General features: G+C 38.7%; 9 protein-coding genes. All 9 read right to left on the reverse strand.

Going from position 1 to position 13,944, the window contains the following annotated elements; translation table 11 throughout:
- Nucleotides 1-90: 90 nt before the first annotated feature.
- Nucleotides 91-990, reverse strand: a complete 900-nt coding sequence (locus D612_RS0116345) for a M23 family metallopeptidase (RefSeq protein ID WP_017756576.1) — start codon at nucleotides 988-990, stop codon at nucleotides 91-93.
- A 569-nt stretch (nucleotides 991-1,559) separates the two neighbouring features.
- Entirely contained in the window at nucleotides 1,560-2,537 is a 978-nt protein-coding gene (locus tag D612_RS0116350; RefSeq protein ID WP_017756577.1) for a nuclease-related domain-containing protein, read from the reverse strand.
- A gap of 906 nt (nucleotides 2,538-3,443) precedes the next feature.
- Nucleotides 3,444-4,490: a stage II sporulation protein D gene (spoIID, locus tag D612_RS0116360; protein ID WP_017756579.1), complete on the reverse strand. Its 1,047-nt coding sequence runs from the start codon at nucleotides 4,488-4,490 to the stop codon at nucleotides 3,444-3,446.
- A 512-nt stretch (nucleotides 4,491-5,002) separates the two neighbouring features.
- Nucleotides 5,003-6,313 carry a UDP-N-acetylglucosamine 1-carboxyvinyltransferase gene (murA, locus tag D612_RS0116365; RefSeq protein WP_017756580.1) on the reverse strand — a complete coding sequence of 437 codons (1,311 nt, stop codon included), beginning with the start codon at nucleotides 6,311-6,313 and terminating at the stop codon, nucleotides 5,003-5,005.
- 31 nt (nucleotides 6,314-6,344) lie between these two features.
- Nucleotides 6,345-7,184 carry a YwmB family TATA-box binding protein gene (locus D612_RS0116370; protein WP_017756581.1) on the reverse strand — a complete coding sequence of 280 codons (840 nt, stop codon included), beginning with the start codon at nucleotides 7,182-7,184 and terminating at the stop codon, nucleotides 6,345-6,347.
- A gap of 700 nt (nucleotides 7,185-7,884) precedes the next feature.
- Nucleotides 7,885-8,118, reverse strand: coding sequence for a DUF1146 family protein (locus tag D612_RS0116380; RefSeq protein ID WP_017756583.1), 234 nt, complete (start codon nucleotides 8,116-8,118; stop codon nucleotides 7,885-7,887).
- Nucleotides 8,119-8,752: 634 nt separating this feature from the next.
- Entirely contained in the window at nucleotides 8,753-10,444 is a 1,692-nt protein-coding gene (nuoN, locus tag D612_RS0116385; protein ID WP_017756584.1) for an NADH-quinone oxidoreductase subunit NuoN, read from the reverse strand.
- A gap of 6 nt (nucleotides 10,445-10,450) precedes the next feature.
- Nucleotides 10,451-11,962 carry a complex I subunit 4 family protein gene (locus D612_RS0116390; protein WP_017756585.1) on the reverse strand — a complete coding sequence of 504 codons (1,512 nt, stop codon included), beginning with the start codon at nucleotides 11,960-11,962 and terminating at the stop codon, nucleotides 10,451-10,453.
- On the reverse strand, nucleotides 11,959-13,887 hold the full coding sequence (gene nuoL / locus D612_RS0116395) for an NADH-quinone oxidoreductase subunit L (RefSeq protein WP_017756586.1): 1,929 nt from the start codon (nucleotides 13,885-13,887) through the stop codon (nucleotides 11,959-11,961). The genes D612_RS0116390 and nuoL overlap by 4 nt, the downstream gene beginning before the upstream one ends.
- Nucleotides 13,888-13,944 lie beyond the last annotated feature (57 nt).

The raw sequence follows: 13,944 nt of genomic DNA on the forward strand, positions 1-13,944 counted from the left end.
AGAATCTTCATCAACTCGATTACAAATCTTCTTCAGCTTAATGTGAATTTTCAGCTTGATTGTGAATCTTCATCTTAATGTGAATCATCATCAGCTCGATTGTGAATTATCTTCAGAAGCTTCGCCTTCATCGGCATTTTCAGCACTGTCAGCTGCATTTGCCTCATCTACATTTTCATTCGTAGCTTCTGTTTGTTGCTTTTCATTTGCAGTATTTGCTTCCGATTTTTCATTCACAGCTTCAGCCTCTTTTTCTTTCTTGGCTTCATTTTTTGCTGCTTCAGCCTTAACATCTATTGAAGAAAGTGGCTTGTTGAAAAATTCAATCGGATTTACTGGTTCATTGTTTTGACGTATCTCAAAATGGACATGCACCCCGGCATCCTTGTCATAAATGCTTGTCCCTGCTGTACCAATGACTTCACCTTGAACAACTTCAGTACCTTGCTCAACATGCATTTCATCTAAACTTTGATAGAATGTCACGACATCGTTCTCATGCTTAATTTCTACTACATTACCTAAAATTGGATCGTTTTCAGCTCGAATGACTGTACCACTAAGTGATGCGGCAACATCAAAGCTTTCGCCATTTTCCATGGCAATGTCAATTCCAGTGCTAGGATAATAAGTATTATTATAGACAACGAGAGCAGCTTCTTGTTCTTCACTGGATGCATTATTATCATAGAATTGCTTTTTAATCTTCACTTCGTTTTCGTCTAGTACAGGCATTTTGAAGTTTTCTTCTAGAGCGTTAACCGGAACGGCTTCCTGTTGATCCGGATATTGCGAGAGTTGTTTATCTGCTACATCCTGAACGTTGTCAGTTTCATTTCCAATAATATCATCCGTTGCAGCCTGGTACCAAAGCACTCCTGTTAAAATTAGTGCTGCACTCCCAAGATAGATTGCTGGTAATACCCATTTCTTTTTTGTGATACGTTTCCACTTTGAACTTCGGGAAGTTAGTTTTTCTTCCTCTTTCATTTTTTCATCACCTCAGCAACCATTCTGAACAATTGTCTCGAATTCTATACATCTTTTAAAAAAGTTTTTTTGGATTATTTTTCGACAAATCGCGCAGAATTATGCATGGGGGAAAGGTTTTTTTTAGTCATTTTGTGTACGGTTGGCTTATCTAGTTCAATAGGGAAAACAAATGAGGTTAAAATTTATAATTTATTTTTATTAAGTTGCTGTTTTTGCAGAATTTCGATCCTTCATTAGTTGGCTTTTCATTAACATCGTTACTATGGGATTCTATTGAGAATGGTTATTGGCGCGATTTGGTTGTTTATTGTCGGGGTGGGGACATTTATTAACCGGACCTGGGGATTTATTGTCCTGATTTGGACTTTTATTGTCCGACTGCCTTTTATTTACAATAAATCAGTTACTACTAAACCAAAGTATAACTCCCATTCTCCAAAGTATAACTCACATTCTCCAAAATATAAGTCCCTTTTTAAATGAGAGTCGTTATTAATAATCATAATGCTGAATCATACTGGATCGTAGGTTGATTACATTTTCTTTCGATATTAATAAAGTTAAATTTATCCCTCTAGCTCAGGTAATTGATAGTATCTTCCTTTTCGTTCCCCTATCTTTTTACAGTTTAATGAATTTAGTAATTTATTGGAGATTGAAATGGAGCGTAAGTTGAGAAATTGGCGTAGTTGCTTATTCGTAATCATTGGACCATATAGCAACGAATAATCATAAATAGAATTAATATGAGCATCAAGGCTGTTCGTTTTACAGTTTCCACAAAACCATATACCTTTCATTCTAACCATTGGTAGATGGTTACAATTAGGACAATGAACACCCGTTAATATATCTGATTGTTTAATTTGGTATTTATTAAAATAATTTGGGTTATATGGGATATGGCACTTTACTAGTTGACGCGCAATTTTTTTCAAATCCTTCATCGGAATGATTTCAACCGAGTATTTACTATGTAGCTTTTCGATTTCATTCCATATTAATGCTAAATGAATGACTTTTTCTTTCACCACTTTCGCATAATGGGACTGTGTTTTGATAATGGATAATGGATTGCTGATTACAACTTTTGAGGTAATCGGTATTTGAGGCACCTTATATTTCGCTAACCATGATTTCAACTGGGACTCTTGACGTTGTATTTGCAGGATTGGATCTGGGAATGCTTCCTCTTTCTCGTCTAGTGTTCGAATTAGTTGGTGAAAATCTTGGTCAAAAAACAATGTTCCTGAAATATTTTTTGTTTCAAGGTTAAGGATGAAATATGGGGTTAAGATGAGAGTATCTAATTGAAAGTAGTATTTTTGGGAATTGAGCAACCTTATGTTATGGAGTATTAGGTGTTCGAATTCCTCAATGAAGGTTAAATGGTAATCCAGAGCTTGTTCACCACGGTAGCCTATTGTTGCTCGAGAGTACTCCTCTTGTAGTTGTTGTATTTTTGGATGATTTTTTGGTAATCGCCTCAACATTACCTGCAATTTCTGAATACTTAGGGGCGGTTTTCGTTCTTTTATTATCATATGGTTCACACTCCTTATTTATAGTGATTAGTTTCGCTAACTTAAGGCCAGTTTCCTGTGATTATCGGAGGCTATTTTTAGAATTTTTTATGACACTCTTAGTTAATACGAACTTTTCTAAGGGCGGAAGGGCGGAGTTTTATTGCTACTTATTATTTATTTAGATTTAGGTCATTACCGTTTTTTTGAACGGCAACTTGGCGTGATAATTTAGCATTGAATTGTGCATTTTATGTATTTTAACCGTAGTCTTATTTAGAATAGCAATTAGGGCTCATATTTTGACAAAAAATTGCCCGATTTGAGCCCTTATGTGTGTGAATGGTTATCAAATTCATTATAGGTTACGAAATGGAGAGATAATTTATAATTTATTTTTATTAAGTTGCTGTTTTTGCAGTATTTCGGCCCTTCATTAGTTGGCTTTTCATTAACATCGTTACTATGGGATTCTATTGAGAATGGTTATTGGCGCGATTTGGTTGTTTATTGTCGGGGAGGAGACATTTATTAACCGGACTTTGGGATTTATTGTCCTGATTGGGACTTTTATTGTCCGACTGCCTTTTATTGGAGGAATTAGTAGCTTAAGTTTGGCTCTCCCTCTTTGCCGGAAGCTCCATTGCCTTAATTTTTCCATAATGCTTTTTATTTTACCTAAATATGCTGTTTTCATTTATAAAGCTCCCCAATTGCACGGGAGCTTAGTTTTTGTTTCTATATATAAATACTGTTCGAATTTATAAAATTCGGTTATACGTCAAATGTTTGGATGATGACAAAATGTCGTCACCCTTATTCGTCACCCTTATCCAATGTGAACCTCATCCACTAAATTAATAAATTTGGAAGAGGAATTCGTTACCTGTTCTTTATTTCAAGTTCAAGTTAAACTCGAATTCCGGTTTATTTCCTAGCTACGATTGTGTCTTTTAAATATGGGTCGACATTTGAGATTGTTGTACCTTGGTAGTAGTGGGTAATAATGTCCTCGAAGCTTTTGCCTTCGGTTGCCATGCCGTTTGCACCATATTGACTCATGCCGACACCGTGTCCATAACCTTTAGTTGTGATTATAATTTGGTTGCCTTGCTTTTTCCAAGTGAAGTCACTTGATTTTAGTCCGAGGAGCTCACGAACCTCCCGACCTTCAAATATTTTTCCATTTATGTCCACTTTGGCAACGCGGTTTCCTTTTGTACGAGCGATCACTTTTCCGACTAATTGATCACTAACTTTAACACCTAATTTTTTTTCAAAATCTGGTACTGAGATAACGGCTTGATTTTGAAATTTAGGCGAGGCTGTATCCCATGGGCTTTCAACACTTCGTAAGTATGGGAATGAGTTTTTCCAGTAATCCTCTGAATTTTCCGTATACCCATTGCTTGTTGAAAAAAATGAAGCGGTGATTGGCTCATTTTTATAAGTAATTATTTGCCCTTTTGTTGCTTCTACTGCTTCAGAAATTCGTGCCATTTTCCATTCATAATCTGCGGCGCCCCATATTTGTTTTAGTTCAGCTGGGCTTTTGTAAACTTGATGAATAACTGTATCGGTTACGTCCGCTCCTTCTGGGGTGCTAATTTGCTCATTCGTTACCATTTGTTTCACGATGTATGTTCGTGCCGTTAGTGCTTGTGCTTTTAAAGCTTCAAGTTCAAATTCTGCTGGCATTTCTGACGCAACAACGCCTTTTACATAATCCTCAAGCATAATTTTATCGATTTTCTTCGTATTGCTTCGATATACGGCAACTTCAAGAGTTGGTTCTTGGAGTATAGATGCGGCTGATGCTTCTACTGTATTGTTTGCCGATATTTGTGTGTTGTTTTGATTGGCTACTAATGAATTTTTTTCTGTTGTAAAGGGTAACACTAATAGGGTGGGTACGACTATGATGATTGCAAAAAGTACTGCCAATATGAAAAATAGTGGTTTGATTCGTTTCATTGTCTCATCCTCCAATTTTTATTGCTATATTTTTATTTTTATGGGGATGGACAAGCATTTAGAACTTTTAAATTAATTTGTAGGACAAGCTGTTTTATTTTTCTAGCACTTGTCTTTATAAAAAGTCTGATTTTCTTTGTAATTTTTTGTTCTATGGTTTGAGCAAGTACATATATTTTTTAAAAATGGCATATGTATTTTCGGATGTTTTTTCAATGATGAATGTTGTGAATTAAGGGCCGATTTTTATGGTTCAGAGCTTTGATTGTGATTTTTACTTTCTATATATAAGACGGGGAACAGCTCGGTTTTCTGTTCAACATTTTAAACGGTAGTAAAAACAGGGGCTAAAATTTCTGAAAAGGAAAAAGGAACCTAACTAAAGGCTCCTTAATTGTAAAAGTTTTGTTTTGGTCAGCTAGTAGCTGCGATGTAAGAAATACATGCACATTGTGACTTCAGTTGTAATATGTCTACAATTTTGGTCAGCTTTACGCTAAACGACCTTCATGTTAAGCCAAATTAGAGCGAATATTGACGACGTTGCTTGACTTCTTTATCGTTTCTTCGTTAACACGCTCAATGTCAGCACCTAAGCTTGCTAATTTGCCGGCGAGGTCAACGTAACCTCGATCTAAATGGTGAAGCTCAACTACGCGGGTGTACCCTTCAGCGGCAAGACCAGCTAAAATTAAGGCGGCGGCGGCACGAAGATCTGTCGCGGCCACTTCGGCTCCTTGAAGATACGCAGGACCATTAATAATCGCTGAACGACCTTCAATTTTAATATTACCGTTCATGCGGCGGAATTCCTCCACATGCATATAGCGATTTTCAAAAACCGTTTCTGTTATCATGCTTGTTCCATCGGCAACGAGGAGCATTGACATCATTTGGGATTGCATATCGGTAGGAAAACCAGGATATGGCATTGTTTTTACATCGACGGCTTTAAGACGTTCCGGACCCATTACACGAATGCCATCCGCCACTTCTTCAAACCGAACGCCCATTTCCTCCATTTTCGCAATCAATGCAGTTAAATGTTCAGGAACAGCACCTTTGATCGTAACATCCCCTTTCGTAATTGCAGCGGCAATCATAAACGTACCCGCTTCAACCCGATCAGGGATTATGGTGTGGTTGGCACCTTTTAGTTTTTTCACACCTTCAATGCGAATCGTACCCGTGCCAGCACCTCTTACCTTTGCTCCCATAGCATTGAGGAAGTTCGCTAAATCAACAATTTCTGGCTCCTTCGCCGCATTTTCAATTGTTGTTATACCATTAGCAAGCGTCGCGGCCATCATTATATTCTCTGTCGCCCCAACGCTTGGGAAATCCAAATAAACTTTTGCTCCTTTTAGTCGTCCGTTCACTTTTGCCTCAATAAAGCCGTTGCCAACTTGGACGATTGCTCCCATTGCTTCAAAGCCTTTTAAATGCTGATCGATCGGGCGAGAGCCGATTGCACAACCGCCAGGTAATGCGATACGCGCTTGACCAACACGTCCTAAAAGTGATCCCATTACTAAAACGGATGCACGCATTTTTCGAACATATTCAAAAGGCGCCTCTGTATTTAACGGTTTTGAAGCATCAACTTGAATAACATTGTTGTGAAATACGACGTTTGCATTTAACAAACGAAGTACTTCGTTAATCGTGTAAACATCTGCAAGAGAAGGGACGTCATATATATAGCTTTTTCCTTCACTAGCGAGTAGACTTGCTGCGATGACAGGCAGTACAGCATTTTTCGCACCTTCTACTTTAACAGTGCCCGACAACTGCCTACCACCACGGACAATGATTTTATCCAAGGTATTCCCCTCCGCGTCCAATTTCTATATATTAATATTCAGACGTTATGATTGGTGTGCCAATTACCACAGTAGTTGAACCGTCCAATCCATTATTCCGTAATGCTATTTGTATATTCATTTCCCCATTTATCCCAGGGATGTTGTTCTTCCAATTTTCATTATATGCAGATACCGAGACAAATGCCTCCTCTTGTAACGCTTCAATTGGGTTGGCAGAAAACTCGCTTAATATTTTAAGGGCTTGATTATACAAAACACCTTCCATATTATCACTTGTTTGTCCATTTATACAAGAGAATATTAGAGGATATTTATCGAACAATTTTCCTATTTTTAACTGGTAAGTTTTTGAAAGAAGATGCATTTTCTCATTACTCCAGTTATCTCCGCTCACAATATATATAAGATACGTTTTATAATGGTCTTTATGGGGGTAGGCGACAAATTTTATCTGTTCTTTTATCAATGCTTCTGTGTTTTCGTAAGCCCCAACACTTTTGAACAAACCATCTTCCCTCGTTTCTTCCCAGGAAAAGTCCGGAAAAAGGTTCCTGTACTTCGTAACCTCTTCTTTGTACTGATGGAAGTTTTCTACTTTACCTACATCTTCACGAGCATACATTGACCAATTGCTAATATCAATTTTGTGTTTATTCATTACCTTGGCGATTTCAAGTAAATATGTTATTTCCTCTGGCCCTTGATCTTGATATAATGGCGAATTCAATGACTGGGACTTTAATTCATCAAATACACGGTATGCACGGGCGTGAGGATCATTAGTAAATGATTGACTACTTCCGGTTTGGTTCGCAAGGAAAAACACTATATAGGTCAAAGCTAAAAGAACAAAAGATAACTTTTTCATAAAATTTTTTCTTCCTCTCCCATTTTCTCTGTAGCACGGGCAATTGTGGTTATTTGATTTAAAATTTTAATCCAATTTGCCTTGAGCTTTTTCTTTATATGGCAAGTCACCTACGAAGTTTTCTTTACTAAACATTTTTGCCATTGCATGAGCTATCATACGTGGAAGAAGTCGTCAGATATCGACACCTATATTTATACTCTTTATGGGAAGACTATATTTGTTGAAAATGAGCGTATTTAAATGAGGAATTCACCTAATATATGCAAGGCAATATAACTTGAATAAAGAATTCAAACTTATTGTGGTATTAAACTCTAATGAGGGTATTAAACTTTTAATGAGGGTTTTAAACTTTTAATGAGGGTATTAAACTTTTAATGAGGGTATTAAACTTTTAATGAGGGTATTAAACTTTTAATGAGGGTATTAAACTTTTAATGAGGGTATTAAACTTTTAATGAGGGTATTAAACTTTTAATGAGGGTTTTAAACTTTTAATGAGGGTTTAAAAATAATGGGGAATTAAACCTCAATAAGGAATTCAAACATTAATGAGGAATTTTAACATTAACATTAACGAGGAGTCCTGAAAAAAGCCTCGAATTAGTTCGAGACTTTGGTGGTTGCGTTGATTGCACTCTATCGTTCAGACTTAATTTAGTGCCTTTTTGCCTAGCAACGTTAATGGTTACCAACATTAAAATAAATACTTCAACTGTTGGGCCCATAGGAAATAATCTAAAAAGAAATTGCTAACGGTGGATCCGATTGAGATTGTAAGTAATATTAATAATACTTTGGCATGTCCAGTCTTCCCTGATTTGATCAATAAGTCTATACGTAATCCTTGCAGCGTCCACCACGTGATGACAAAAAACATTAAATGAACAATCATACTAATCATCGAGATTTGTCCAAAATTTTCAACCATTAGGTTTTCCTCCCCTTTCGGCAACAAAATTATTTCCCGGAAAATACATGATACGACATATTTCCATTTTAGTACGAACTATCCTGAATGAATAACAAAATCTGTTGCGGTTCGGTTTGTTACGTTACCGACTGCCCTCTGTAGCGTTTCCGTCTTCTCTCTCTTGCCGTTCTATGGTTTTGGTCTGCCGCGGTTCAGCCTGCAGTCTGCCGCGGTTCCGACTGTTGCGGTTCTATTTATATCGTTTCTGTCTACCACGGTTACTTCTGATGTCTTTGCGGTTCTATTTATATCGTTTTTGTCTGCTGCAGTTCAGCCTTCAGTCTGTTTCTGTTCGGTGTGTTATAGTTCTTTCTAGCGCGGTTCGCATCTATTGGAGTTCCGCATTTATCGTAGTTCCGCATCTAGCCCGGTTCCGTTTTCTAATGCGCCGTCTATCGTAGTTCCACACCTATCCCGATTCCGCGTCTATCTCGGTTCCGGGGAAGAGCCTGGAACCCTACCAAGGTGGGTGCCAGAGTGGTGCCCACAGAGGGTGCCAGGGCAGTGTCCATAGTGGTGTCCATAGAGGCGCCTGACCCCGGGAATAAATGGAAAAAGAGACACGGGGTCTCTTTTTCCATTTATGTTTATATTACATGCCTAGTAGTGTGTAGAAGAAGTCTAGTGCTAAGCCTGGTGCGATTCCGAATAGGATTGTGCCGATTACGCAAAGGCCAACGACGATTGAGATACCGATTGGTAGTTGTGAGCCTGTAGCGGTTGTATTCTTTTGGATGCTAGCTCCTGTTGTAACTTGCTTGCCATCCGAGACTGCAGCAGTAGATGCATCTTCATCGTCTGATCCTTGTAATACTTGTTGTGATTCTGTTGATGTTGATTCAGTAGCGCTAGTTTCAGCTTTAGAATCTAAATTAAGTGCCACATTGTTGATCCCAACCACTGCCGGTTGGCCACTAAACATAACCTTCATGACTCTGAAATAGTAGAAGTATGAGATTACAGTTGTTGCCATCATGATGCTGACAAGTACTAGATGTCCTGGGAATGGGCCAAATGCGGTAATTGGTCCTAAGGCACCGATAAAAATGTTCAATTTGCCGATAAAGCCTGCTGTTCCTGGAATCCCTGCTAAAGAAAGCATGAATATAGCCATGGCAACAGCGATTATTGGTGCGCGCTTATATAAGCCATTAAAGCTTGACAATTCTTCACTGCCAGCCCGATCCGTCACATGCTGAATAATGGCAAATGCGCCAAGATTCATCAATAAGTAAGCAACTAAATAGAACCAAATTCCTTCAAGCCAAAGTGGTGATAAAGAGATAAATGGTACTAATAAGTAGCCTGCGTGAGCAATACTTGAGAAACCAAATAGCCGTTTAATATTTGTTTGTCTTAAGGCAATTGTGTTTCCTACAATCATCGTAAGAGCTGCCAGTACCGCTAAGAACGGCTTCATTGACCATAGCAAATTATAGTCTTCTGTCGTTAATCCTGGCGCACTATTAAATGCTGTTATTAACAGCCGAATGATAATGACAAATCCAGCTGTTTTGGACACGACGCTTAAAAACGCGGTCACAGGTGTAGGTGACCCTTGGTAAACGTCAGGCGCCCACATTTGATATGGTACCGTAGCGATCTTAAATGATAAACCAATAAACGTGATGATAAATGCCAATGCTGTTAAAAATGCTAAATCGCCAACCATAATGTTACCAGTGCGCTCACCAATTTCGTATAAATTAGTTGAGCCTGTTAAACCATAAATGTAGCTCATCCCAAATATAGTGATCGCCGATGCAATTCCACCGTTAATCATATATTTCATTGCTGCTTCGTTAGACTGTAAATTCTTTTTACGTAGTCCTGCTAAAATAAATGATGATATGGATAAAAGCTCAAGGCCAACAAATAACGTGATTAAATCTGCACTTGATGCCATGATCATCGTACCTAACAGCGCAGTCATTAACAAATAATAAAATTCTCCGCGGTATTCAATTCCACCGCTTGGCTCATAATGATAGCCCAGTAATAATACAAAGGCCGTTCCAATTAAGAAAAGAAACTTAAATGCCTGAGAGAATGGGTCAAAAATATATGTGCCATATAAAATATCAACTGGCTCATGACCGATTTGACTAACTAAGAAAATTAACGCAATAATGATTCCTGCTAACCCTATTAAGGCAAGAGGTTTTCTGCTTTTCTTAGCTCCCATAAATAAATCAATTAGTGATAGTAGGGTAGCCATACCGAGAATCACAAATTCTGGAGCCATAATTCCCCATTCATAGCTTAACAATGTCTGTAGATCCATATGAGCTTACCCCCCTATCCCTAGTCGTATAGTTTCTAATGTCATAACAATTGCTTCAGTTAAAATATTTGGGTAAACGCCGATTAAAATGATAAATCCAAGTAATACAACGACTGGGACCATCTCAACAGACTGGATTTCTTTAATTCCCGTTAATCGAGTTGGTGTTTTCCCAAATGTCATTTTTAATACTGCTCGTAAAAGGTAAGCTGCTGTTAAAATAATCCCGAGCGCTCCTACTGCAGCAATGACAGGCTCTACTTTAAATAAACCTAAAAATGCCATAAATTCACTCACAAAGCCTGACATCCCTGGTAAACCTAACGATGCCATTGCAGCTGCAAGTAAAAATCCAGCTATAAGTGGAGTTTCCTTTGCTAAACCACCGAGTGAATCAAGCTTCGAGGTACCTGTACGTTCATACATGACACCAACAAGGAAGAATAACAATGCTGAAATTAAACCGTGTGATACAGCTTGGAAAATAGCCCCTTGAATCCCTTCGATATTCAATGCTCCGAGGCCGATTAAAACAATCCCCATGTGCGAAATACTCGAATACGCAAGTACCATTTTAAAATCATTTTGGACAAATGCTAAAAATGCTCCATATAAAAGGTTAATGACACCAAGCACAGCCAGTAGTACCGCAAGACGCGCAAATTCAGCCGGAAAAATTTCTAATCCAAAGCGGATTAAACCGTAAGCACCGATTTTCAATAGAATCCCCGAATGGATCATAACAATCGAAGGTGGTGCTTGAACGTGAACGCGAAGCATCCAACTGTGTAATGGAAATATCGGTAATTTAACCCCGAACGCAATGATTAACGCAATCAGAACACCTAAGCGGAAGCTTTCAGTAATCCCTATTGTCGCTAATGCTTCTGGTGATTCCATCATAATGAGCTTTAATTGCTCAATGTTTGAAGTGCCAGTTTTCGCAAACAATAAAGCAAATACAATCAGCATAATCGCAGAGCCGAGACCGTTATAGATTAAATAGCTATACGCAGCCTTTTCACGCTCGTCGTAGCCCCACTTCCCGATAAGGAAAAACATCGGAATTAACGTTACTTCAAAGAAAATAAAGAATAATACTAGGTTTTGTGCTGCAAATACACCTAAAATTCCCAGTTCAAGTAATAGGAATAACATGAAATAGCCTTTCCATTCTTTTTTAATATGAATGGATGCGACTGCGGCAAGTGCAGCAACGACTGTCGTTAATAAAATTAACACTAAAGATAAGCCCGTTAATCCAAGCTCATAATCCACAACAAACGGGAAGTCTCCACCTAAGTTAAAAGCAATCCACGAATGCTTCTCCGTTAATTGCACTCCTTTTTCAAGGAAGTCAAATTGAGCGTAAGCCACTAATGATAAAAGCAAAGGGACTAATGTTGCGAAAAAGCCAACCCATTTTATCGCTTTTTCATTTGTTTTTGACATAAATGCAAGAATGACAATCCCAAGCAAAGGGGAGAATACTAGTAATGAAAGTAAGCTATTGCTCATCCAAAATACCCCCCCGAAAGCGCGATAATCACGACAATTACTGCCAACCCAAAGAATGCAACCGTACCAGCTGTTTGTATTTGGCCGTCTTGAAGCTTAGAGCCTGCTCGGCCAATTCCTTGTGTTAGTGCGGCAGTACCTTTTACAAGACCACCGACAATACATACATCAATAAACTGCAAAAGATAGCTGATTGCTTTTGTTCCCATGACCACCGTACTGTTATAAATTTCATCGATATAATATTTATTGAAAAGAAGCTTATAACCTGCTGGGAATGGACGTGATAGCCAATCACGTGAAAGAGACTTTTTACCATAAATAAGCCATGCTAGCAATATCCCGAACAATGATACCCCTGTCGCTACAAACATGATCCAGCTTGGGCCTTCAATATGACCATGACCTAATGTTTCTGAACCTTGTACTAACCAATCCCCCAAAAATGTACCAAACCAAGGTGTGTTCACGTAGCCTGAGACAATCGCTAAGATCCCGAGAACGATCATCGGGAAGGTCATCACACCTGGTGATTCATGAACGTCATGCTGAGCACCAGCCGCTGCACCATGCTGCTCTTTTTGGTGAGCTCCAGCTTGCGCATCATGTTGTTCCCCTTGTGGTTTCCCCGTAAACACAAGGAAGAATAATCGAAACATATAAAATGCTGTAAAGAACGCTGCAATAACCGCTAGCCAGAATAAGCCGTAACGACCATCTGCCCATGCAGCAATGAGAATTTCATCTTTACTAAAGAATCCTGACAAGAATGGGAATCCACTAATTGCAAGTGTACCAATTAAGAACAATGGTGCAGTTAGCTTCATCTTGCTCCATAAACCGCCCATTTCATCAATGTTTTGCGTATGAACCGCATGAATGACACTACCTGCTGCTAAGAATAGCAACGCTTTGAAAAACGCGTGTGTCATTAAATGGAATACGCCGGCTACATAGCCTGCTGCCCCTAAAGCAAGCATCATATAGCCTAATTGACTGACTGTAGAATAAGCAAGAACACGCTTAATATCTTTTTGTACTAAACCGATCGATGCTGCAAAAATGGCTGTAAAGCCACCGACAACCGCAACCGTTGTCATTGCCGTCTCGCTTGCAGCAAAAAGCGGAAACAGTGAAGCAACTAAGTACACACCTGCAGCAACCATTGTTGCGGCATGGATTAATGCTGAAACTGGTGTTGGTCCCTCCATCGCATCTGGTAACCACGTATGAAGTGGAAACTGACCCGATTTACCGACAGCCCCAATAAAGATTAATATTGCCGTTAATGTTATCATTCCGGTAGAAATTGTTCCCGCTTCAACCGCCTTAAAAATTTCATCATATTCAAAGCTTCCTACCTGCCAGAATAATAAAATCATTCCGATAAAGAAGCCAACATCCCCGATACGAGTTACAATAAAGGCTTTCTTCGCTGCTGCCCTTGCTTCCTCCTTGAAAAAATAAAACCCAATTAACAAGAATGAGCCAAGGCCTACTAGCTCCCAGAAGATATACACTTGCAGTAGATTTGGTGAAATAACAAGTGATAGCATTGCAAATGTAAATAATCCTAAATAGCCATAAAAGATAGGGAAGCGTTCATCCCCATGCATGTAACCCTTCGAGTACATATGTACAAGAAAGCTTACGAGTGAAACAATAAATAGCATCAACGCGTTTAATTGATTGACTTCAAATCCAGCTGTTAAATTTGTATTCCCGATTGTTAACCATGTTCCCTCAATCTTTACATTTTCCCCTTGCAGTCGTTCTAAAAGCACCATGATCGACATTACGAGCGAGGCAAGCGTTGCCAACATCCCAACAAGCGCACTCGATTCTTTTAATTTCCGACCAAAGAGAAGTAGTAGGACGAAAGACAGAAGTGGAAACAGTGGGATTAGCCATGCATTTTCCATCATCTTATCACATTCCCCTTCTGAGCTCACAGGATGTGAGACATCTTTAATTCAGGTTTC

Origin of the sequence: Calidifontibacillus oryziterrae (assembly GCF_000331575.1) — a bacterium.
Taxonomy (GTDB): domain Bacteria; phylum Bacillota; class Bacilli; order Bacillales; family Bacillaceae_J; genus Calidifontibacillus_A; species Calidifontibacillus_A oryziterrae.

Bases quoted from the DNA above. Each gene is read 5' to 3' on its own strand.
- D612_RS0116345 (WP_017756576.1), bottom strand. From the start codon at position 990: ATGAAAGAGGAAGAAAAACTAACTTCCCGAAGTTCAAAGTGGAAACGT.
- D612_RS0116350 (WP_017756577.1), bottom strand. From the start codon at position 2,537: ATGATAATAAAAGAACGAAAACCGCCCCTAAGTATTCAGAAATTGCAG.
- spoIID (WP_017756579.1), bottom strand. From the start codon at position 4,490: ATGAAACGAATCAAACCACTATTTTTCATATTGGCAGTACTTTTTGCA.
- D612_RS0116370 (WP_017756581.1), bottom strand. From the start codon at position 7,184: ATGAAAAAGTTATCTTTTGTTCTTTTAGCTTTGACCTATATAGTGTTT.
- D612_RS0116380 (WP_017756583.1), bottom strand. From the start codon at position 8,118: ATGGTTGAAAATTTTGGACAAATCTCGATGATTAGTATGATTGTTCAT.
- nuoN (WP_017756584.1), bottom strand. From the start codon at position 10,444: ATGGATCTACAGACATTGTTAAGCTATGAATGGGGAATTATGGCTCCA.
- D612_RS0116390 (WP_017756585.1), bottom strand. From the start codon at position 11,962: ATGAGCAATAGCTTACTTTCATTACTAGTATTCTCCCCTTTGCTTGGG.
- nuoL (WP_017756586.1), bottom strand. From the start codon at position 13,887: ATGATGGAAAATGCATGGCTAATCCCACTGTTTCCACTTCTGTCTTTC.